Source organism: Virgibacillus sp. 6R (genome assembly GCF_001895305.1).
In the GTDB taxonomy this organism is placed as follows: Bacteria; Bacillota; Bacilli; order Bacillales; family Amphibacillaceae; genus Virgibacillus; species Virgibacillus pantothenticus.
Genome location: NZ_CP017762.1, coordinates 4,668,440 through 4,692,936, shown reverse-complemented (window position 1 = coordinate 4,692,936; position 24,497 = coordinate 4,668,440). Strand labels below are relative to the sequence as shown.

At 38.9% G+C, this 24,497-nt stretch carries 17 protein-coding genes; all 17 read right to left on the bottom strand.

The window, feature by feature from the left end; all coding sequences use genetic code 11:
• Window positions 1-95: 95 nt before the first annotated feature.
• Entirely contained in the window at window positions 96-758 is a 663-nt protein-coding gene (locus BKP57_RS21245; protein ID WP_050352872.1) for a CPBP family intramembrane glutamic endopeptidase, read from the bottom strand.
• Between the two features lie 522 nt (window positions 759-1,280).
• Window positions 1,281-2,204, bottom strand: coding sequence for a cysteine synthase A (gene cysK, locus BKP57_RS21240; RefSeq protein WP_072742319.1), 924 nt, complete (start codon window positions 2,202-2,204; stop codon window positions 1,281-1,283).
• 66 nt (window positions 2,205-2,270) lie between these two features.
• Window positions 2,271-2,696 carry a PH domain-containing protein gene (locus BKP57_RS21235; RefSeq protein ID WP_050352870.1) on the bottom strand — a complete coding sequence of 142 codons (426 nt, stop codon included), beginning with the start codon at window positions 2,694-2,696 and terminating at the stop codon, window positions 2,271-2,273.
• 126 nt (window positions 2,697-2,822) lie between these two features.
• Entirely contained in the window at window positions 2,823-3,617 is a 795-nt protein-coding gene (locus BKP57_RS21230) for an ABC transporter permease (RefSeq protein WP_082240973.1), read from the bottom strand.
• Window positions 3,618-3,720: 103 nt separating this feature from the next.
• The gene (locus BKP57_RS21225; protein ID WP_072742318.1) at window positions 3,721-4,356 is read right to left on the bottom strand and encodes an ABC transporter ATP-binding protein; all 636 of its coding nucleotides are present in this window, start codon (window positions 4,354-4,356) and stop codon (window positions 3,721-3,723) included.
• 655 nt (window positions 4,357-5,011) lie between these two features.
• Window positions 5,012-5,875 carry a 5'-3' exonuclease gene (locus tag BKP57_RS21220; RefSeq protein ID WP_050352869.1) on the bottom strand — a complete coding sequence of 288 codons (864 nt, stop codon included), beginning with the start codon at window positions 5,873-5,875 and terminating at the stop codon, window positions 5,012-5,014.
• A 3-nt stretch (window positions 5,876-5,878) separates the two neighbouring features.
• A complete protein-coding gene (locus tag BKP57_RS21215; RefSeq protein WP_072742317.1) occupies window positions 5,879-9,523 on the bottom strand; it encodes a dynamin family protein in 3,645 nt (1,214 codons plus the stop codon).
• Between the two features lie 687 nt (window positions 9,524-10,210).
• Window positions 10,211-11,740 (bottom strand): acyl-CoA carboxylase subunit beta, encoded by a 1,530-nt coding sequence (locus tag BKP57_RS21210; protein ID WP_050352867.1) that lies wholly within the window; start codon window positions 11,738-11,740, stop codon window positions 10,211-10,213.
• A gap of 20 nt (window positions 11,741-11,760) precedes the next feature.
• Window positions 11,761-12,540: an enoyl-CoA hydratase gene (locus BKP57_RS21205; RefSeq protein WP_050352866.1), complete on the bottom strand. Its 780-nt coding sequence runs from the start codon at window positions 12,538-12,540 to the stop codon at window positions 11,761-11,763.
• 45 nt (window positions 12,541-12,585) lie between these two features.
• Complete coding sequence (locus BKP57_RS21200; protein WP_050352865.1) at window positions 12,586-12,795, bottom strand: acetyl-CoA carboxylase biotin carboxyl carrier protein subunit; 210 nt, start codon at window positions 12,793-12,795, stop codon at window positions 12,586-12,588.
• A 117-nt stretch (window positions 12,796-12,912) separates the two neighbouring features.
• On the bottom strand, window positions 12,913-14,250 hold the full coding sequence (locus tag BKP57_RS21195; RefSeq protein ID WP_072742316.1) for an acetyl-CoA carboxylase biotin carboxylase subunit: 1,338 nt from the start codon (window positions 14,248-14,250) through the stop codon (window positions 12,913-12,915).
• Window positions 14,251-14,260: 10 nt separating this feature from the next.
• On the bottom strand, window positions 14,261-15,895 hold the full coding sequence (locus BKP57_RS21190; protein ID WP_072742315.1) for an AMP-binding protein: 1,635 nt from the start codon (window positions 15,893-15,895) through the stop codon (window positions 14,261-14,263).
• Window positions 15,896-15,913: 18 nt separating this feature from the next.
• Window positions 15,914-17,056, bottom strand: a complete 1,143-nt coding sequence (locus BKP57_RS21185; RefSeq protein WP_050352862.1) for an acyl-CoA dehydrogenase family protein — start codon at window positions 17,054-17,056, stop codon at window positions 15,914-15,916.
• Between the two features lie 55 nt (window positions 17,057-17,111).
• The gene (locus tag BKP57_RS21180) at window positions 17,112-17,723 is read right to left on the bottom strand and encodes a TetR/AcrR family transcriptional regulator (RefSeq protein WP_050352861.1); all 612 of its coding nucleotides are present in this window, start codon (window positions 17,721-17,723) and stop codon (window positions 17,112-17,114) included.
• Between the two features lie 225 nt (window positions 17,724-17,948).
• A complete protein-coding gene (gene parC / locus BKP57_RS21175; protein ID WP_050352860.1) occupies window positions 17,949-20,402 on the bottom strand; it encodes a DNA topoisomerase IV subunit A in 2,454 nt (817 codons plus the stop codon).
• Between the two features lie 20 nt (window positions 20,403-20,422).
• Window positions 20,423-22,381: a DNA topoisomerase IV subunit B gene (parE, locus tag BKP57_RS21170; RefSeq protein WP_050352859.1), complete on the bottom strand. Its 1,959-nt coding sequence runs from the start codon at window positions 22,379-22,381 to the stop codon at window positions 20,423-20,425.
• Window positions 22,382-24,067: 1,686 nt separating this feature from the next.
• The gene (locus tag BKP57_RS21165) at window positions 24,068-24,487 is read right to left on the bottom strand and encodes a CoA-binding protein (RefSeq protein ID WP_050352858.1); all 420 of its coding nucleotides are present in this window, start codon (window positions 24,485-24,487) and stop codon (window positions 24,068-24,070) included.
• Window positions 24,488-24,497: the final 10 nt, after the last annotated feature.

Here is a 24,497-nt window from a genome sequence, read left to right as displayed (position 1 = left end):
CATGCACCAAAGGGGATATGTAATTTCGGTTTACACAAATGCGTGCCGTGATAGAAAACTAGCTTACTATGTCTATTAGTTTTTTAATCGAAAGCTTAAAAATAAAATAACGTCATTCCAATGATAATAATCATGATGTCTGCACAAATATGAATTATCCATGAAGACCAAATCGTTCGATTTTTTTCATTTACCTTATGAAAGACCATAGCGATTCCCCAAAGACCGATAAAGCAAGCGCCGATTAAAACAGGGCTAAACCATAGAGCAATCATCGGAATATGATAGATTGCGAATAGGAATGGACTAAAAAAGTATCCGATTTTTCTCGGTAGGTGGAAAAAGATAAACCCGCGAAAAAAATATTCCTCCAAAAAGGAGTTCACAAATGTGATATAAATACCTACAAAAATAAACCCTGTTGCAGTTATTCCTAATCTGCTAGTTAAATCATGTTTAATTTGATGAACGGAAAAATAAGGTGAAAGTAATAAATAAGCAACTAAAACAACACCAGCAGATAGTACACCGAGAAAAAGCAGCCGTAACCAATCTTGTTTATTTAATTTATCTAAACTTAAAACATCCCGGAAACGAAAATCATCAAACAGCCTTGCATATAGCCAAATAACGAGGAAAAATAAACTGATTTTACTTACCGTCTTTATGGCATAATTAATCTCTAGGCCATGCTCTATAAACGCAAGCAAGGCGCAAATAAGGGTAGAGCTGCTAATAATATAAGTGATTTTTTTCATGCTATAACCCCCCTTTTTTCCAACTCCATTGATTGGTAATGACGACAATTCCAAAGAACAAAGGCGCACGCGCCCGTTTAGCAACGTAGCGAATGGAACGAATCAACTAAAGATAAAGGAATTATGCCACTAAAACTGGGGTATGCCGACGCCTGAGCGGCAAGCCCGTTTTTAGTCGGCCTTCCCCTTAGCAACGAACCGATGAGGCCTTATCGTAGAGTGCATTTCTAAAGTCGCATCGTTGCTAGGCGATGGATCCGGACGTGACGATTCGGTTATTTCGTTATCCACAAGCACCTAAATTTATCGTTTCCTATACAATAAAAAAACTATACTTTATCCTACCATAGGAAAAGCCAACGATCACGAGAATTTCGTTGGCTTTTTACAAGAATCATAATTTTTATAAATAACAAAATGCCATCATGTAACTATGACCAATAATGACTAGCGAACACTTTTCAATTCCTGTCATACACAAAGCATTACTAGTTAATCTGTTCTTTAAATCAGTATGATAAATTATTCTTCAGCAAATAAATTCATGCTTAAATAACGTTCACCTGAATCTGGTGCGATACAAACAACTTTCTTTCCTTTTCCTAGTCGCTTTGCTACTTGAATGGCAGCAAAGACTGCCGCTGCACCAGATAATCCGATGAATATGCCTTCTTTTTGACCAAGTTGTTTTAAAAAATCAACTGCATCGTCATCTGCAATTTGCATAATTTCATCATAAATGGACGTATTTAATATCTCAGGTATAAATCCTGGACTCGTACCGACAAGCTTATGTTTACCTGGTTTTCCTCCTGATAACACGGGGGACCCTTTTGGTTCAACCACAGCGATATGAATATCGGGTAGCTTTTCCTTTAATACTTCACCTGTACCAGTTACCGTTCCTCCAGTACCTGCCGTACACACAAACGCGTCCAGTTCCCCATTCATTTGCTTCAAAATTTCCAGAGCTGTTGTTGTTTTATGAATATCAGGATTTGCTTCATTCTCAAATTGCTGCGGAATAAAGCTGCCGGGATGTTCTTTTTGCAATTCCAGCGCTTTTTTGATCGCTCCAGGCATTTTTTCTTCGCTAGGTGTCAGTACAACCTCTGCCCCGTATGCCTTTAAAATATTTCTTCGTTCTGTTGTACTATTATCAGGCATTACAATAATCGCCTTATATCCTTTTGCCGCAGCATTCATTGCTAAGCCAATTCCAGTATTTCCGCTGGTTGGCTCAATAATCGTATCTCCAGGTTTTAACAGTTCTTGTTCTTCAGCAACTTTTATCATATTATAAGCTGCTCTATCTTTGACGCTTCTGCTCGGGTTATACATTTCTAATTTTACATACAGATCTGCTGCATCATCCGGAACAAGTTTATTTAACTTTACCATTGGAGTATTTCCAATTAGTTCACTAATATTCTCAACTACACGCATTATTTTCCATCCTCCTTTTTCATACAAGTATGATAATTTATTTAGATTCATACGTTATAAGTCCGATTAAGAAAGCGATTGTTTCAAAGACTTTTCCATTTTAATATGTGGGTTAATAGCAACGAGTGCTTGTAAAAATTGTTGTTTATCTTGCGGCGAAATGCTCGTTACGTTAAATTTTCCGCAGTGTAGCACAATTCGATCGAGCGATAAAGCCGGTGCTGCAGCTAAAGGGTTTTTTTTCGCTTTAAAAATCACTTGAATCTCTTTAATATTAATGGTTTGGCGAACCGGTCCATAGCGAATTTTTAGTTTTTCACCGATAATCCGATAATCCGTACGAAACCAAAACCATAATAAAAGCCCGATTAATGGGAGAATCAGTAATACGGATAACAAGTTTCCTGTGCGTATCGGTATAAGCAACCCTATTATCGCAATTCCCCATAAGAGAACAGTAATCCACCGATCCTTCTTGGAAGGAAACACCATAGATTTTTCCTCCTGCATGTTTTTTCTTTATTATAAAAGGAATACAATTATTTTTCCAACCGTACCTATCGGATTAAACTAATTTCTTTAGGGAGAGGTATTTTCAGCAGTATCGACCTATGCCACTTATTGATCGGAAAACTTCAATTGTGCGCGATGATTAAAGAACGCTTTATATGCTAAATGGAGGAAAATCACTACCGTTATAGCTACCGTACCAGCTACACCAAGCATAATTGCTATTTGATATTTAACCGCACTAACAGGTGAAGCTCCTGCGATGATTTGTCCTGTCATCATACCAGGTAAAAATACTATTCCCATCCCAACCATGGAATTAATCGTTGGCAGCATCGCAGAATCAAAAGCTTCGTTTATAATGGAATGAGACGCACTTTTGGGCGTTGCTCCGAGCATTAGTGCTGCTTCTATCTTGTCTTTTTGTTCTCTAACTCCAATTAGTAATTGGTTCACTCCTAGGGTAATCCCTGTCATAGCGTTGCCAATAATCATGCCACTAATTGGAATGAACAGCTGTGGATTATACCACGGGTCTAACTGTAATACGACAAATAAAAAATAAACCATACTTACAGATATACCTAATACCATGGCAACAGCAATTGCCTTTTTGACCGATACATGAATTGCTACACTTGCACGTTTATATACATTGTAAATGGCAAACCCAAGCATAAACAAGACAATGACTAATGTGATCATTGGATGCGGATTCTCAAACACGATCATTAATAAATAACCAACAAGGATTAATTGTACGGTCATCCGCAATGTGGAAATGATGATTAACTTTTGTCTTGGAATCCCTTTAATACGAACAATAACCCATAGAATAACTATGAAAACGTAAGCGAATAGTAACTGCCAAAAAGTCAAATCAATCGAAGTTGTTTCACTCACTTTTTGTGCTCCTTTCTAATAATCAGCCGTTCTAAACAAGCATTTTAATATCAATAGCTGCTTGAATATGAAATCTGTAATCAATGCCCTTATATTACAGCAATTACGAGACGATTTCACTATATGAATTCATTTCAATAGTGACGTCTGCCACTCGTCCTGCTAGTTCAAGATCATGGGTGATCATAATTAACGATTTATTTTCAGACTTAATAAAATCAATAAACGCATCGATGACATCATCTGCCGTATCGCTATCTAACGCGGAAGACGGTTCATCCAATAAAAAAACGTCGGCGTCTAGTAACGTGGCTCTTGCTAAAGCAAGTCGTTGCTTTTCCCCTCCTGATAAGTCGTTGGCTGGAGTATCCAATGATTTATGCAAGGATACACGTTTAAGAGCCTGTTGAAGTGTTACCTCATCCGCCGTACTTAGACCAGATAATCTTTGACCAATTTGCAAATTATCTTTAATCGTTCCCGGAAACATAACTGGTGTTTGCGGAACCATGGTGATAGAACGTCTTAGTTCAATCGGATCCATTTGTTGAATATCGTTACCACGGTAAAAAATGGTGCCTTCATCAGGAGAATCCAAATGGTTTAATAATCGAAGAAAAGTTGATTTTCCACTCCCGCTTTTTCCGATAATACAAACAACTTGATTCGCAGGGATTTCTAACTGATTCATTTCTATAATTTCATTTACTTTTACATTTTCAACACGAAACAATGACATATTTATCAACCTCACGACAGAATTTTTCACTATAAACGTCAATAATATATAATTACGTTATTCATTGAGCAATTGAATTTTCAAACAAAACGATAACAAAGCATGACATACACGGAATTGTCTCTCATCTTTTACTATAAATTATTTTCCTAGCTTAACCAAATAGAATGAATTCATGATAAAGCAACTTGAAAGAAACATTCAATCAGAATTAACAGATCTGCGCAAACGATTGTCTATTTTAGCAATATCTTATTTTATTAAGCAATTCCTATAAAAAGAAACCACCTTCATTCTTAATAAAGAACATCAAAGATAAACGCGTTTAGGGTATGCGATATACCCCCTCCCTGTATAGCGCATACCCTGCAATTTTGTTATATCCCTGCATAATAAGATGGTATTGCCCATGTTTTACTAGACTAAGAAGCAATACAAAAACAAAAGGGCAACCAATAAGCTAAGAACAGTTCATTGGTTTGCCCTTTCTACTAATTGGATAGTTTATTTTACCCACATATAAGGGGCTGTAAGGCTGTAACTTCAGGAGTTGAATTCTGTAGTACTGCAACAGGGAGATAACAGCGCCTAAATGCCCCATTTACTTAACAATCAGTGAGGATGAATGAAAACCCCCACTGATTGAAGATCTACTTTACACGAGCTTGTCTAAATATTTCCATTCAAGCGATTGAAATGTACCAATAATACGCTCCCGATCATAATCCCATAAAGCTTGTTCTAACTCACACGTAATTGGAACATCACATTTAATTTCAGCGAGACGCCTTGATAAATGTAGCATTTCCATGTTTGCTTTAATCTTTGTTTGTACACCTTTTGGCAACGTATCTATATTTGCGATCATATCCTCGATAGTCCCATGCTCTTGGATTAATTTTAATGCTGTTTTTTCGCCAATTCCTTTGACACCTGGATAATTATCGGAAGGATCCCCCATCAACCCTTTCAAATCAATAATTTGTTTAGGATGAATGCCTTTCTTCTCATAGAAATTAGCTTGATTAAACAGATCATAATTCCCTTGGCCTTTTTTCATAATGGCTACTTGGATACCATCGTCTACCAATTGCAAAATATCTTGGTCGCCGGTCAGAATCGTTACTTCATGATCAGCACCGTACATTTTTGCTAAAGTTCCAATACAATCATCGGCTTCATAATTCTCCAAGCCGATGTTTGGCATATTAAAGCTATCTACTACTTTTTTGGCTAAGTCAAATTGCGGTATCAGCTCTACCGGAGGTTCGTCACGATTGGCTTTATAAGCAGCATACATTTCTGTTCGAAACGTTTTACTTCCCATATCCCAACAGCAGACGACGTGTGTTGGTTGAAATGTGTTCACTGCATCTAGAAAATAGCGCAAAAATTGATAAACGCCGTTTGTCGGCATCCCTTCCCTCGTTTTCATAAAATTACCTCGGAATGCAGTAGCAAAAAAACCGCGAAATAATAACGCCATGCCGTCGACTAGCATAATTTGATGTTTGTTCAATGTTTATCCTTCTTTCTGTTTATAATCCGCTAAAATGGCAGACACTTCATGCTGTTTGTTGATTAATTCTGGCAGCGAAACGTTGGAAGTGATCATTTCATGATAGCTATCCATATGTTTTTGTAACTGTATAGCAATGTTCTCCTTTAAATCTGATATAATCGTTGCCCATTGCTCTCCATAGAATGCATCCATATGTTGTTCATTTACATCCATATATTCCTTCACTATTGGCTGCAAAAACCCATATATCGCTTCTTTCGTTCGTTCCTTTTCGTTTTTGGCAAAAAAGGCTTTTGTGTTTTTGTATGACTGAATCATTCGATTTAATGGTTGATGGTCCATTGCTTGAAAGGCCTCGGAAAAAACAGGAGAAGCTATATCTTTCCTATCTATTTCTGCAAACATAAATGATTTATCAACGCTTTGACTTTGCTTTTCTATGAAACGGTATACATCCAGCATGGAATCATTCATAAATGCTTCTATTCGCAATGAAACAGCTTGTAGCTCTCGAATCAACTCTGTTTGACAGTAAGCAATCAAATTCCACATGCAATCCCAAAGTTGCTTTCTTCCTTCTTTACCAGATTCCGTAATGGTAGCAGGATTAACTGTTTCTTTAAACATATCGTGGAAGCGAATTGAAAATCGCTCCAGCACATAGTATAGTTGTTTTTGAATTTTTTGTTTGACTTGGTTGAGATATGCAGCAGCTTTTATGTCATCTATAATTTGCTGTAATTGCTGATGCTTTGTTTCAATGGATTGTTTAAACGCTTTTTTCTCTTGCTGGTCTAACTTCTGAGAGGCAATAAATTGCTGAAGCTGTTGCTCCAGTCGTTCCATATCCCGAAAAGCAGCTGCTACAGCCAATTTCGTTAAGTCACGGTGAATAAATGGATAAAAATCGGCTTCAAAGGCTGCCATTAGCTGATCCGACCGTTTATGAAGTTGCTTTTCGCTTAAGGCGTTCCTACTGGAGACAGGATACAGACGAGGAAAACGAATCCCTAATTGAGCTAATTGTTCCGTAACATAGGTTGTCACTAGCGCTAATTCTTCCTCATCCTTTGCTAAATCAGCTGCATTAACGATAAAAAACATTTTATCTAATTGAAAGGAATCTTTTACTCTTCCTAATTGCATAAGAAAATCTTTGTCAGCTCGATTAAGCGCATGATTATAATACGTTACGTAAAGAATGGCATCAGCATGTTTAATATAATCAAACGCCACATTTGTATGTCGCGCATTGATGGAATCTGCTCCTGGTGTATCAACAAGACTAATCCCCTGACGTGTTAGCGCACAATCATAATAAAGGTCGATCGTTTCAACAAAGCACGCTTTCGTTTCATCTGTGACATAGCTCGGAAACGCTTCGATAGATAAGTACATCGACTGACCTAAGAATTGCTGCATAGAAGCATAGCCATTTAAAATGGCTTGCAAATATGCTTGATATGTGTTTTCTAGCTCTTCGTGACGGTATAGTTGTTCTTTATCTATCCATGCTATTAAGTCTTCCAGACGATCAGATTCAGGAGAGAACTTTTTCGTCATCGTCACCACTTCTTTGACCAATTCCTCCTGTTTCTTCAATTGTACAATAACTGTCCCATGTTTATGCGTATTCGTTACAGGGTGAATTCGGTTGACAGTCGCTGTGGTTGGATTTGGCGATACTGGTAAAATGGCTTCTCCCATTAGAGCGTTTGCAAACGATGATTTACCGGCACTAAACGCACCAAATAATGCAATCGTATACGTGCGATGTTCTAATCGATACTGCTTACTTTTTAAATCGTCCATGATCGATTGAAAACCTGGTAGATCTTTAACGATACTCATTGTCTGTTCAATCGCGTTAACAGTTGTCTCTACAGGATGACTTGCTCCTGTTTCTTTGCTAGGTATTTGTTTTTCATCCGTTAATAAACAATCTTCGGAACCTGCCATTTGCCGTGCTTTAAATGCCATTGGTTGAGCTACAAATGTAACGCGTTGTTCTTGTTGTAATAAAATTTCTTCTATCATTGCGATCGTCTTTTCCCGTGAAGGAGCTTCATGATAGATCGCTTGCCTAACCAGGTTTTGTTTGTGGGCTAATGATTTTTCTATAGCAATATAATGATTTAGCTTTTGCTCTATGCTGTTTAGCTCTATTAATTGATCCGTCAGTTTTGAGCATATAGGCTGCAGCTCGGCTTGGATAGCCGCTTCTACCTGATTCCATAACGCATTCGCTTGTTGTTTCGCCTGCTTTTTGATTTCGTGTGCCAAATCATTCGTATATTGGATAATGGCTTCCCCATTAAGTGTAGCCCCTTGCTTGATTGTTTCTAGTAAATTTGCTTCTTTGACCGAGATCGTAAACTGCTGCAGTTCATTTTGCACTTGAATGTCATCCACTTTGTAATCCTTCAGCAATGGTAACCACTTATCCCGCAGCTTCCATTGTAATCCTGCTTCCACAGTTTGCTGTAAATCAATTCGAAATTGGTTTAAACGTTTTTTTCTTTCTTCACTCGTTTTTTTCTTTGCTCCCAATAAGCCAACTTTAAAATCACTTTGCTGCGATTCTAAAAAGGATGCCGCTTTATCTCTTAATACAGCAGGCATTAAATACGCATTTTTTAACGTCTGCTGTAAAACGTCATAGAAGTCTGTTTTCAAATTGGTCTTCTTTTGCTCGTATGCATCCAATTTATTTTGAATGGTAGATTTTTGGCTAAGCTCTTCTTGTTGCTTCGGTGGCACGTAATATGTCTCCAATTCTTCTTCAAATTGTTCCTGAAGAAAGACAACATGTTGTTCTATCACGTCATTCAAGCTATGTTGACGGTCCAATAACTCCTGCTTACGGGTTGTGAATAGATCCTGTAATGTTTGTTGGATTTCCTGAAATTGATTATGTTCTAAGTCAGGTTCATATAAAGAAGAATAAAATATTCTCTCCGGTTTGATTTCCCATACATCGAATGTCTGTCTTATACTTTCTTTAAAGCTAGTAAAGGTGAGTTCCGATTCTTTATGTTTATCAATTTGATTAATAATGACATAGAATGGTATATTTTTTGCTTGCAGATCGAGCAAAAATTGCAAATTCACTTCCGATTGCACATGGTTATAATCCATTACATAAAACAGTGCATCCATCAGATGTAGTGAACCTTCTGTCATTAATCGATCCGCATCATCTGCTGCATCAATGCCTGGTGTATCAATAAACGCTGTCTTTGCTGGTAACAGTGGTGCCAATGTGCTGATTTCAATTTTTTGGATATTATCTTTATCCATGGAGTATTGTTTCAGCATATCTAAATCAAACGGTTCTTGATATTCTTCTGGAGCGCTATGTTTAAAATACACCCGAACCTTGCCCTTGCCAGATGTAATTTTAACGATATTCGCACTTGTTGGAATGGGACTGTTTGGCAAAATGTCCTCTCCTAGCAATGCATTGATCATGGATGATTTGCCAGCAGAAAAATGACCAGCAAAACAGATCATAAGCTCCTGTTGCTTATATTTATCGTAGAGCTCAATTAACTTCTCTGCGCGAATATCATCTCCGTTTTCACGTACCTGTTCATATACTGCAGCCAGTTGATGTAGCAAATGTGGTGCAGCTTCTTTCGTCATGATGTTTTCCCCCATAATTCTTTCACGCATCCCTTATCCTTTTTACTAGCGTCTATTATACGAGATATGGCACTCTATTTCTACTAATAGTTTTTAATTAGTTTACATAATAATATTATGGTATACTTTTTTATGAAATGACTATCGGAAGAAACAGTCCACCTTCGAATATTTGTGTTTATTCATAGTGCTTTGGCATTAAGATAAATCAGGTAAATTAAGTAGCTATGTTTTTTAGATAAGACAGTTTGAAGAAGAAAGAATCAAGAGCTAGTGCATAGTATTATGTCAAAGTAAAACCGAATGCGCCAATTTGCTTACCCTTATTTATTAAACCATTTCATCTGTATTAGCAACTATTAACATGAGCCTTTCGATTGATATCTCATTGAATGTAATAATCTGAACAAAGGCGATAAGCGTCCGTTTAGCAACGTAGCAAATGGAACGAATCAACGGAAATGAAGGATCGAGTGAAGAAAACCCATTTCTGAATCAAATGCTACTTGTAAAAAATGATAATTACAGTAGGTGTGTTAGAGTTACTCAAAAACTTGAAAAAAGCTCTTGACATTGTACGCTATACAATAAAAAAACTCAGCCATTATAGATAAAAGCTGAGCTATAATACATATGGTACGAAACAGATGTTGGTTTAACTTATAATTTCAACCTTTTAGATAACCGTTATACTGGATAGACACCATGCTTTCTTTCCGTAAATGTCACGTTCTTAGAATCATAGATAGCAAAGCGTGTCTTTAATTCTTCTCGCAAGTTCTCCGGATCAATGATCGCATCTACGACCATTTCTGAAGCCAAACGATAAATATCAATATTCTCCTTATATTCTTCTTGCTTTTCTTTAATAAAGGCCGGTCGCTCTTCTTCAGACATATCCTGAATCTTATTAGCGTACACAGCATTCACTGCTGCTTCTGGTCCCATAACAGCAATTTGAGCAGTAGGTAATGCCAGACAGCAATCTGGTTCAAATGCAGGACCCGCCATAGCATAAAGCCCAGCGCCATAAGCTTTACGAACAATGACAGAAATTTTTGGAACCGTCGCTTCACTCATCGTAGCAAGCATTTTGGCACCATGGCGAATAATGCCAGCGCGTTCGACCTTTGTACCAATCATAAAACCTGGTACGTCTACCAAGAACAACAACGGGATATTAAAGGCGTCACATAGCTGCATAAATTTGGCGGCTTTATCAGCTGAGTCTGGAAATAAGACGCCTCCCTTCATTCTTGGTTGATTTGCAATAATACCGATCGATCGTCCATCTATTCTGGCGAGTCCAGTTATTAGTTCGGGAGCGAATTTTTTCTTTATTTCACAGAAGCTATCTGCATCAATAAGCCGATCGATAAGGTCATACATATTAAAGGCAGCATTTTGATTTTCTGGGATTAAATCAGCGATACTTTTTTCCAGTTGCTTACTTGCTTTTGCTTCTTCTACAGATGGCTTATGTCTAAAATTAGCTGGGAAATAACTTAAGTATGATTGGGTATAGTCGATAGCCTCTTGCTCTGTTTTGACTAATACGTCGCCAACTCCAGAAACAGAGCAATGCATTGTGGCACCGCCCATTTCTTCTAAACTAACTTTCTCTCCGATTACCTTTTCTGCCATCCGTGGCGAGCCTAAATACATGGAAGCATTGCCTTCCACCATTATAACAATGTCACAAAAAGCAGGTATATAGGCTCCTCCTGCTGCGGATGGTCCGAATAAGAGACATACTTGCGGTACACGACCAGATAGCTTTATCTGATTATGGAAAATTCGCCCTGCGCCCCTTCTGTTTGGAAACATTTCGACTTGATCGGTAATTCTTGCACCAGCGGAATCTACTAAATAAATCATCGGAATTTCCAACGTCATGGCTGTTTCTTGAATACGAATGATTTTTTCCACTGTACGTCTGCCCCATGATCCAGCTTTTACTGTTGAGTCATTTGCCATCACGCATACGGACTGACCATTAATTTTTCCAATTCCTGTTACAACTCCATCCGATGGTAGTGTTTCATCCATACAATTTGCAAAAAATGCATCTTCAAGACTTAAATCGTCGTCCAAAAGCCGTTTTAATCGTTCACGTACAAACAGCTTCCCTTTTTCTTCATTTTTGCGATGATATTTTTCTTTTCCTCCACTTTTAATCGTGGCTACTTTTTCATCATAAATGTTGTTGTAAGTCATCCTAACAAAGCCTCCCTGTTTTAGTTTCCATGATAGTGTGGTGTCCGTTTTTCACGAAAGGCTTGAAGCCCTTCGATTCGATCATTCGTTGGAATCGTATGCTGATAGGCGAGTTGTTCGATAAGTAAGCCAGTTGTTAAATCTGTTTCTGTTCCTTTATTAAGTGCGATTTTCGCTTGCCTCAGCGCAATGGGACCATTTTTGGCAATAGTTGCTGCAAACTGTTTTACTGTTTCTTGTAATTCGTTACCTGCAACGGTCTCCTCCACTAACCCTATATGGAAAGCTTCTTCTGCCGTGATCCGCTTGGCGCTATAAATTAATTGCTTTGCCCTACCGATTCCAATTAATCGAGGTAGACGTTGTGTTCCCCCTGCTCCAGGAATAATGGCTAATGACGTTTCCGTAAGCCCCATCTGTGCATGGTGCGCAGCTATACGAATATCACAGGCTAATGCTAATTCCAACCCACCGCCAAAAGCAACTCCATTCATTGCTGCGATGACCGGCATAGGTAAATTCTCCACCATGGTTACTGTATCTCCAATATGAGCAACCGCTGCTATTACCTCTTGATCATTCATTCCAGCGCGCTCTTTTAAATCAGCCCCTGAGCAAAATGCTTTTTCTCCCTCTCCTGTAAGAATGGTACAGGCAATGGATCGATCCTGTTCCACTGTTTGAATAGTTGCTTGCAATTCTGTAAGTAAAGGTTGGGACAGCGCATTTGCTGCTTCTGGGCGATTTATTTTAACAATAGCAATCGATTGCTCCTTTTGTAATTCAATAAACTTTCCCACATGTATCCCCCTTGTTTTTCTAATGAGTGTAATTCGCGTTTCCGATTATTCAATAACAGCAATGACGTCTCCTTCGTTTACAAAATCCCCTTCTTGGACTTTAAATTCTTTCACTGTACCTGACTGTTCTGCAGCAATTGGAATTTCCATTTTCATCGACTCCAAGATGACGACATCTTGACCTTCCTCCACGCTGTCACCTTGTGCTACTGTCATCTTCCATACACTTCCTGCCATCGTTGCTTTTACTTCCATTTTGATTTCCTCCTTAAGTGTAAACGTTTTCTCTTATAAATGTCGTTTTTAAGATGAGAATTTAATAAGTATCTAAAATAACTCCACTGTTGTTACTTTTGTAACAGTGACAAATCTTCATCCATGATACAATTCTAAAAAGCTAGTTGTGGTGTTACCCGCTTGAAATTGGTCGTGTTCAACAACACGCAATAACATGGGAATATTTGTCTTGATCCCCGTAACTTTATATTGTTCTAATGCTTGCTTTAATAGAGAAATTGCCACTTCTCGAGATTTCCCATGAACAACTAATTTGGCAATCATCGGATCGTAAAACGGGGTCACATCATAATTACTGCGTACCGCTACTTCATTACGAATATACTCTCCCTCTGGTGGTTGAAATACATCTATATGGCCTGGAGAAGGAAAGAACGTCTTCGGGTCTTCAGCATAGATCCTAGCTTCGATGGCATGCCCATTGATAAAAAGCTCATCTTGAGATAGCTGTAACGGCTTACCACTTGCAATTTCAAGCTGCTTTTCAACAATATCTACTCCTGTGATCTCTTCTGTAATTGGATGTTCTACTTGAATCCGTGTATTCATTTCTAAAAAGTAGAAATTCTCCTGTTCGTCTACTAAAAATTCAATGGTACCAGCGTTTGTATACGCCAAAGCTTTTGCTGCCTGAACTGCTTTTTCGCCCATTTCCTGCCTAGTTTCCTCAGAAATAAATGGGGATGGTGCTTCTTCGATTACCTTTTGATTTCTCCGCTGGATCGAGCATTCACGCTCAAATAAATGAACGACATTTCCATGGTGGTCAGCTAATACTTGCACTTCAATATGACGGGCATTTTCTATTTTCTTCTCCATAAACATTGCTCCATCACCAAATAAGCTTTGTGCTCGTTTGGTGTTGTTAACAAATGCTTCTTTCAGCTCAGCTTCCGTTTGCACCACCTGCATTCCAATACCACCACCTCCAGCAGATGCTTTTACCATCACTGGATAGCCAATTTGACTGGCGTAGGAAGCAGCATCTTCCGCTGTTGCAACAGCTTCGTCCGTTCCAGGAACAACTGGCACTCCTGCTGTTTGCATTGCTCGTCTAGCTTCTATCTTGCTCCCCATCTTTTGAATCACACTACTTTTGGGTCCAATAAATACTAATCCTGCTTGTTCACATTGCTCAGCAAACCCAGCATTTTCACTTAAAAATCCATAGCCGGGATGGATAGCGTCGGCCTTTGTTTCTTTTGCTATTTCAATTATTTTTTCCGCATTTAAATAGCTTTCCTGCACCCTAGGCGGTCCAATTAAATAGCTTTCATCCGCCATTTCCACATGGGGTGCGTATTTATCAGCCTCGGAATAAACGCTAACCGTTCGAATATTTAATTTTTTACATGTGCAAATAATTCGTACAGCAATTTCCCCACGATTTGCAATCACTAGTTTGTTTATCATGTTTTGCCCCCTATTCATTCAGCTTTTGGATCGCCATTTCTTTCAAGCGGTATTTTTGAATTTTTCCACTTGCTGTCATGGGATATTTGTCTACAAATGCAATATACTTCGGTATTTTATGCCACGATATATTCCCCTCACAAAAGGATCGAATATCCGCCTCGGAAACTTGGCTATTTTCCTTCGGTATAATCCATGCCATTATTTCTTCGCCGTACTTTTTATCTGGAATGCCAACTATTTGGACATCGAGGACATCTGGATGCTGATATAAAAACTCTTCAATTTCCCGTGGGTAAATATTTTCTCCACCACGAATAATCATATCCTTCATTCTACCAGTAATTTCCAAATAACCGTCTGATCGCATCAACGCCAAATCTCCTGTGTGCAACCAGCCATCTTCATCGATCGCAAGCTCGGTCGCCTCTGGATTATTATAATATCCCTTCATCACATGGTAACCTCGTGTTAACAATTCGCCAGGAACACCTCGTTCTTGCTCCTCACTAGTTCCTGGAATGACGATTTTCACCTCTACATTCGGGTGGGGTGTTCCAACAGTGCTCACTCGTAACTCAATTGGGTCGTCTGTTTTGGTTTGTGTAATAACAGGAGAAGCTTCCGTCTGTCCATATGCTATGGTTATTTCTTCTGCCCCCATTTTTTCCATCACTTTCGTCATTACTTCCATCGGACAAGGGGAACCCGACATAATACCCGTCCTTAAACTGGACAAATCATACTGCTCAAAATTGGGATGATTTAGCTCGGCAATAAACATCGTCGGTACACCATGCAGGGCTGTACATCGTTCTTGAGCAACGGCTGCCAAAACTTTCTCTGGGTGGAACTGCTCTACTAAAACCATTGTTGTTCCTTTAGAAACAGCAGCTAATACGCCTAACACGCACCCAAAGCAGTGAAAAAACGGAACTGGAATACACAATCTGTCTGCTTCTGTTAGCTTCATACAATCCGCAATTTGTTTGCCATTATTAACAATATTATGATGTGTTAGCATAACACCCTTAGGAAAACCCGTTGTGCCAGAAGTATACTGCATATTAATAACTTCATGTTCTTCTGAAATCATTTTCCGTTCCCACAAATCCTGATCTGATATTTCTTTACCAGCATCCATGATATCGCGCCAACTATAAGCAAAAGAATAATTGGTATTACCTAGGATGATAATATTTTTTAGCTTCGGCAAAGCTTTCGATTGCAGATTGCCTGGTGCTGCTTCTTCCAGTTCTGGACAAATACTTTTTAAAACTTCTATATAGGAGGTTCCTTTATAATTTTCTGCCATAATTAAAGTGGTTGCTTCCGACTGCTCTAATAGATACTGTAGTTCACTAGCTTGATAGTTTGTATTTACCGTTACTAACACAGCACCCATTTTTCCGGTTGCAAATTGTGTAGTCAGCCATTCGGGTTTATTATCTGACCAAATAGCAACATGTTCTCCCTTGCCAACTCCCAATGCCATTAGGCCTTTTGCTGCTTGGTTAACTTCTTTATTAAATTCCTGATATGTTTTTCTAAGCTTTAATTCTGGGTAGACAACCGCCTCATGCTCCGGGTATAATTTTACTTGTTCCTCTAAGAGCTCTCCAACGGTAACATGTAAAAGTGACATGAATATCCCCCCGATCCTTTAACACCCTAAGTGTCTCGCAATAACTAAGCGCTGAATTTCTGAAGTGCCTTCTCCAATCTCCAACAGCTTAGCATCACGTAAATAGCGCTCGACTTCATACTCGCGCATATAGCCATAACCACCATGAATTTGAATCGCTTGATTAGCTGCACGAAAAGCAGTCTCTGTAGCATATAACTTTGCAAAAGAAGCTTCTTTCCCGAAGGTTTTATCTGCATCTTTTAACCAAGCGGCTTTATGTACCATGTTTCTAGCTAGCTCCACTTCCATCGCCATGTCTGCTAATTTAAATTGTATCGCCTGAAAATCAGAAATTGCTTTACCAAACTGCTTTCGTTCTTTTGCATAGTTTAACGCCTTTTCCAGCGAAGCTTGAGCAATCCCTACACCGAGAGCAGCTATAGATATGCGACCACCGTCTAATGTGTACAAGAACTGTTTAAACCCTTTTTCTGGATCTCCTAACAGGTTTTCCTTAGGTACGCGTACATTGTCTAACACAATTTCGGCTGTATCTGACCCACGAACTCCCATTTTGTCATAATTACTTGTGATGGAAAGCCCTTTTGCATCGGTCGGAACAATGATGGCGGAAATGATATTTTTACCGCGACTATCCTTTCCAGTGACCGCGGTTACAATAAGTGTTTTCGCATAACTCGCATTTGTTATATAACATTTCTCTCCGTTAATAACGTATTCGTCACCTTCTACCATTGCAGTTGTCTTCGTTCCGCCAGCGTCTGAACCAGCATTTGGCTCCGTTAGTCCAAATGCCCCAAGCGCTTTCCCTTCAGCTAATGGAACTAAATATTGCTGTTTTTGTGCTTCTGTGCCGAAGTAATATATCGGGCTGGCACCTAATGAAACAGCTGCAGCATAGCTTAACCCCGTACTCCCGCAAACACGACCAATCTCTTCTACTGCTAGTGCATAAGATAATGTATCGCCACCAGAACCCCCATATGCTTCTGGAAAAGGGATTCCTAATAAACCAAGCTCCCCCAATTGCTTAAAAATATCAACTGGAAAAGTGGCTGTTTTATCGATTTCAATTGCACGCGGCTTAATCACCGACTCGGCAAAATCCCTTACCATTTTTTGTACCATTGTTTGTTCTTCCGTTAATGAAAAATTCATGAGCATCCCCCTTTATTGGACTAGACCGACTGGTTGGTCTGTGGTTGACAAAAGATCATTTCCATACGTCCATATGATTGCGTATTGTCCCATTATATGACTTGAAACTAGTAGCTTCATTTGGCAAAATAGCTTGTAAAATAAGCTCAATAAATATATCACTGATTTCATCAATCGTGTTCTTACCTTTTGGCTGATACCATTTATACGTCCAATTAACCATTCCTAATATTGCCATACCTGTTATTTCAGCAGGCAAGTCTTTTCGAAATTCCCCATTTGCTTGCCCTTCAGCAATTGTTTGCAGGATTAATTGCTTAAATTGATCTCTTTTTTGTTTAATTAGGTGTTCATACTCTGGCTTCAAATAAATACTTTCCTGATAAAACACAGAAATATGCGGTTTGTAAATGTCAAACACTTTTACAAAATCCTTAATAATTGCCTTTAATTTGTCTGTAGGAGAAGTATAGCTGTTATTTGCATATGCTGCTTTTTCGAGTACATAGCTAATAAACGTATCGTGAATGACGTAAAGTAATTCTTCTTTAGAAGTGAAATGGTGATAAAATCCACCTTTGGACGCTTTCGCTTTCCGTACAATTTCATTTACCGTTACACCATGAAAGCCTTTCTTCTCAAACAACAATAATGAGGATTGAATAATTCTTTCTCGTAAATCCGTTCCCGATCCCCCCTTTCTTGTATACGTTTACATTATCATAGTTAGCAGAAAATTTAAAGTGTTTATACGAATTCAGTTAATAGCTATGTATGAACATAGTCAGCCAATGGTGGAAACGACTTCCACCATTAGCTGACCAGCTTATGTTACTTTTTTTGAGTTGCCAAATTATTATTTATCCCATAAACACGAGACGAAGAATGAAGATTACTTTTCTTCTTGGTTTTCGAATGGTTGTTCGTAACGGATTTGTTTCCAAGCCTCGAGGACTTCTCCGTGGTTATCTGTATCTATGATAAATGAACCATTGCTGTACCTGTCACTGTTGGATAATTCAAGTGGGAATACGTGATGGACCTCGCCATCTTCTGTTTTAAATTGAATCGTATCTTGCTCATTGACTAGGAAAAATCCGCGTATCCGATGTGGCTTGCTTTTAAGCTCACGCAGCATTTGTAATCCCCGCTTGGCTCGACTCGTTTTTTCAAATAAACTTAGTTTCATTCGTTTGCATGCTCCCCGTTGCGTGAGAACAACTAACGAAGGTTCTGATAAATCATCAAACACTTGACCACTTACAACCTGTTCTCCTTCTTTTAACTGAATAGCCTTTACTCCAGCTGCACGTTGACCAACAACCGAAATTTCAGATTCATGATACCACAATCCATACCCTTTATCTGAAGTAATAAATACATCTTTGTTTCCATCTGTTTGATGTACGCTCACTACCTCATCCCCGGCCTTCAGGTTAAGAGCAATGAGCGCTTTTCCATGTCTTTGAGCTTCATAAAGCTTGAATTGACTTCGTTTTGCCATGCCGTTTTTCGTCAAAAATAACAGGTAGTTATCTTCACTAAACTGACGAACAGGAATACATGTGATTATTTTTTCTTCTTTCTCTAACGCAACAATATTAGAAAGATGCTGTCCAATGTCTTTCCAGCGTATATCAGGTAATTCATGAACAGGTATATAAATATACTTACCTTTATTTGTGAAGAGAAGTATTTTATCCGTAGTATTCAATTCAGCTAAACGAATTACATGATCTCCTTCCTTCATGGCAAAATCCTCACCGTTAGAAGCACTATAGGATCGCAAACTGGTGCGCTTTACGTACCCATCTTTCGTTACAGACAGTAATACGTCCTCGCTTGCAACCATCACTTCAATATCAATCTTCAGTTCTTCAATTTCGGCTTCAATCACCGTTAATCGTGGAGAAGCATACGTTTTTTTCAATTTTCTTAAGTCTTTTTTAATGGTTTGTAATAGCTGCTTTTCACTACCTAAAATAAGCTCCAATACCTTAATCCGCTCTTTTAAAGCTTTTGCTTCTTGCTCTAGCGATGTAATATCCGTATTGGTTAATCGATATAACTGTAACATGACAATGGCTTCGGCTTGTGCTTCTGTGAAAGAATAACTTGCGATTAGTTGTCGCTTCGCATCCTGCTTATCCTTGGAAGAACGAATCGTTTGAATTACTTCATCCAAAATGGAAATGGCTTTGATCAATCCTTCAACAATATGAGCACGATCCTTTGCTTTTTTTAAGTCAAAGGTAGTTTGTCTCGTTACCACTTCTTTTTGATGGGCAATATATGATTCCAATAGCTGATTTAACGATAATTGCTTTGGCGTTTTATCTTGAATGGCAACCATATTAAAATGATAGGTTACTTGTAAATCGGTATTTTTAAATAAGTAATTCAATACCCCTTCTGCATTGACGTCCTTTTTTAACTCAATTACAATTCGTAAACCTGTACGATCCGTTTCATCACGAACCTCTGCAATTCCTTCTACTTTACGGTCAATTCGTAATTCATCTATTTTCTTAACCATATTGGCTTTGTTTACTTCATAAGGAATCTCATCAACAATAATCTGTTCTCGATTGCCACGAACAGCTTCAATTCTCGTTTTTCCACGAACCACTATTTTGCCGCGCCCTGTTTCATACGCTTTTTTTATCCCATCTATCCCTTGAATAATACCGCCAGTAGGAAAGTCTGGTCCTTTCATGACCTTCATCAATTCCTCTGTCGATACGGAAGGCTTATCAATTTTAAGGATAACTGCATCCAACACCTCTGCCAAGTTATGTGGCGGAATATCTGTTGCATATCCAGCAGAAATTCCAGTCGATCCATTTACAAGCAAATTAGGAAATTTAGCCGGTAAGACAACTGGTTCCGTGTCGGTATCATCAAAATTAGGAATAAAATCAACGGTATCTTTATCAATATCCCGCAGTAACTCAGAAGCGATACTCGATAGTCTAGCTTCTGTATAACGCATTGCAGCTGGCGGATCACCGTCAATGCTTCCGTTATTTCCGTGCATTTCAACTAAGACATTTCTCACTTTCCAATCTTGGCTTAGTCGAACCATTGCTTCATAAACAGAGGAGTCCCCGTGAGGATGATAGTTCCCAATTACTGTTCCTACCGTTTTAGCTGATTTACGAAAATTTTTATCATGTGTATTCTTTTCTACATGCATGGCATAAAGAATTCTTCGTTGTACCGGTTTTAAACCGTCTCTGGCATCAGGTAATGCTCGATCCTGAATAATATATTTACTGTACCTTCCAAATCGGTCACCTATCACTTCTTCTAAGGGAAGGTCTAAATATGTTCCTGGTTGCGTCAAACCAAAGCCCTCCTTAAAAATTATTTATCTGTTTGGATTTTATCATTTTCTAAAATGTTGGATGCATCGTCCAAGCCAAATTCCACGTTTCCTTCAATCCATTTTCTGCGTGGTTCCACTTTATCGCCCATTAATGTTGTTACTCGACGTTCAGCACGAGCTAAATCATCAATGGTTACTCGAATTAACGTTCGTGACTCCGGGTTCATGGTTGTTTCCCAAAGCTGATCGGCGTTCATTTCTCCTAACCCTTTATAGCGCTGCAATGTATATCCATTTTTAAATTGCTGAATGACTCGCTTCATCTCCTGTTCATCCCATGCGTATGCTATTTGCTTCTTCTTCCCTTTTCCTTTTGCAATTTGATATAAAGGAGGAAGAGCAATATATACTTTACCAGCTTCTACAAGTGGGCGCATATACCTGTAAAAGAACGTGAGCAACAAGACTTGGATATGTGCTCCATCTGTATCCGCGTCAGTCATTATAATAATTTTATCGTATTGCACATCTTCCAAATCAAAGTCACCACCGACACCGGCGCCAATCGTATGAATAATCGTTGAGATTTCCTCATTTTTAAAAACATCTTCCAGTTTTGCTTTTTCAGTATTGATTACTTTTCCACGTAATGGGAGTACAGCTTGAAACTTGCGATCCCTTCCTTGCTTCGCAGAACCGCCTGCTGAATCCCCCTCAACGAGATATAATTCATTTCGCTTGGCATTTTTAGATTGAGCCGGAGTTAACTTTCCACTTAGTAACGTTTCTTTTCGTTTACGCTTCTTTCCTGTTCTTGCTTCTTCACGTGCCTTTCGTGCAGCTTCTCTTGCTTCTTTTGCTTTTATCGCTTTTCTAATAAGCAGATTAGCTATATCTGGATTTTCTTCAAGAAAGAAGGTTAACTTTTCAGATACAACCGCATCAACAACCGAACGAGCTTCAGGAGTACCTAATTTTCCCTTTGTCTGCCCTTCAAATTGCAATTTCTGCTCAGGGACACGGACTGAAACAATAGCTGTAAATCCTTCTCGGATATCCGTACCTTCTAGATTTTTATCTTTTTCTTTCAGCAATCCTGTACGTTTTGCGTAGTCATTGAAGGTTCTTGTAATTGCTGTTCGTGCACCAGATTCATGCGTTCCTCCATCTTTTGTGCGTACATGGTTAACAAAAGAAAGCATGCTCTCTGCAAAGCCATCGTTGAATTGAAAAGCAAAATCCACTTCGATCCCTTGCTGTTCTCCTTCAAAAGCTACGACAGAATGAAGTGTATCTTTTTCCTCGTTTAAATAGTCGACAAAGGCCTTCAAGCCATCTGGAAATTGATATTTTTCCGTTTGGTCATGTCTTAAATCGTGTAATTCGATCGTCAAACCTTTTAATAAAAAAGCTGCCTCTCGTAAACGTTCCGATAACGTTTCAAAGTCATACACCACTGAAGTAAAAATAGTGGGGTCGGGTTTAAAATGAATGGTTGAACCGGATTTTTTCGTTGATCCTTTCTTTTCTAGTGTGCCTACTGGCTTCCCTCCGTTTTCGAAGCGCTGAAAATACGTAGCTCCATCACGATGGATAGTAACTTCAAGCCATTCGGACAATGCGTTTACTACAGATGCACCAACGCCATGTAGTCCTCCACTTGTCTTATAACCGCCCTGTCCGAATTTACCGCCCGCATGTAAAATGGTAAAAATAACCTCCGGGGTTGGCTTCCCAGAGCGATGCATACCAGTAGGGATACCTCGCCCATAGTCGGTTACGGAAATGCTATTATCCTTATGTATTGTTACTTTAATGACATCGCCAAATCCAGCCAAGGCCTCGTCTACCGCATTATCTACAATCTCAAACACGAGATGATGCAGTCCTCGAAGATCTGTACTTCCAATATACATTCCTGGTCGTTTGCGTACAGCCTCAAGGCCTTCTAGAACTTGGATCGAGTCATCACTATATGAAATAGGTTGTTTTGTCACGCCGTACCTGCTCCTTTCATTTCTGTAAGTACTATATTAGAACGAACGTTTGTTTATGTAAAGAAGAAAGGGAATCCTGCATTTGTGAACGATTCTTTTTTTCTTTTAAAACATATTTTAATTATCGTCTATGGAGGTAGTTCGGGAGATAAGTGAGACTTCAATCATAGGGACATGCTCCCCCCCTCTGAGATGGTGATACCATAAGGATTTGGCCCAAAGGTCTATGAACAGAATTGTGAATTTGACTTGAATCTTGATTCTCCACTCATCCTACTGGGGTTCCCTTTGTAGGATTGAAGAGCTACATACGGAATTAAATAAAAAGCTTTCTGCTGTGGGAAAATTTCTTTACAAGATAAGAAACCACCATGGCTCGCCTAGAGCGCGAGCCACCATCTATCATGAAAAAACTTTTGCTTTATAATGTTTAGATTCTTAAAATACTGTCTAAAATAAATGAGTTAGATAAGTTAAATAGAGTTGTTTTTTCATACAAAAGTATAAAATGAGGTGCTTGTGGATAACGAATTAACCGAATAGCCACGTCCGGCGCATGAGCCCAGCAACGATGCGACTTTAGAAATGCGCCCTCCGATAAGGCCTCATCGGTTCGTCCCTAAGAGGAAGGCCGACTAAAAACGGGCTTGCCGCCCAGACGTCGGCATACCCCTGTTTTAGTGGCATGATTCCTAAATCTTTAGTTGATTCGTTCCAATTCGCTACGTTGCTAAACGGGCGCTTGGCCTTTGTTCTAACTCACCCAAAAACAAACGACCCTTATTTCAAGCATCATATTCTTCCTGTTTTAACCATCATCACTAAATATACTATAGAGACAAGTCGCTTGTTTTGCAAGAATGATTTCCGTGCAGAGGCTGTCAAATATATACGGGAGTTACTTTCAACGTTTCATTTTCTATGATATAGCAATCATTTTAAAAAAGATTTTATCCTGTATATCAGGTGCTGTAAGACTCCCCGCTTCATGAGTTGGATAATCTTGTACACAACAAGTCGAAGTGGGAGATAACAGCATCTAAATGCTCTATTTCGTAAGAGGCCTTTAGGTTAACCATTACGGTACTAACAAGCCGTGGGGATGAATGAAAACCCCCCACTTATTGAGGGTTCACTTTATTAAGAGTTATCGCTTCTGAATCGGTAGGTGATATACATTTCACTTTCGGCGTCAACCGCCTCAACTCTTTCGAAAGCAACAGCGGTTTCCTGCGGGATTTTCGGAACTTGCTTTTCTCGCAGAAGTCTTTGTGTATATCACGTGCTTTTTGTCAATGCTAGCTCCTTCCCGCCCCAACCAGAATCCACGTTAGTGAATGTGTTAAAATTCTACAAGTCTTGATAAAATCTTCATATACGTCTTTCCTTGATCTACGTTTGCTAATTCCTATCATATGCCCCTATAACTCCCAATCGATTGATTTGTTCTTTTTGTCAGTGAGAATAGGAATGCAGTAAATAGGATCTAAACAATAAAAGTAATGGGTGTTACTTGGTAATAAGGAGGTTTTTTTAATCAAAATGTATACAGCTATTATGCCATCACAAAGGATACGACGATGGTTATCATCAATGAAGATGTTGTTGCGACATAAAAAAGTACGTTAGCAGTTAATCATCCAGCATGAGAAAAGGTGACGTATTACTGTCACCCTTATACTTGTCCTATTTTTTCACCAATACAGCATGGACCACTTTGATACACAAATCCATTATAACGGTAAAATCACGCTGTTTTAAATAGTGATATGCTTCTTCATTAATAATACCTTGTTGAGCCCAAAAAATTTTACAGTTTGTTTGGGCAGCTTCCTCGGCAATTTCTGGTAAGAATTCCGCCCTTCGAAAGACATTAATAATATCAATCGGGTCTGGCACTTCTGTTAACGAAGCATATGCCTTTTCTCCCAGGACTTCCTCTACTGTTGGGTTGACAGGAATGATTCGGTAACCCTCTTGTTGCATAATTTTTGCAATTTGATAAGACGTTCGTTCTGGATTATTTGATAATCCTACGACTGCAATCGTTTTGGAAGAAGTTAAAATTTGTTTCAGCTCTTCGTTCGTTGGATTTTCCCAAGCCATGTATGACCCT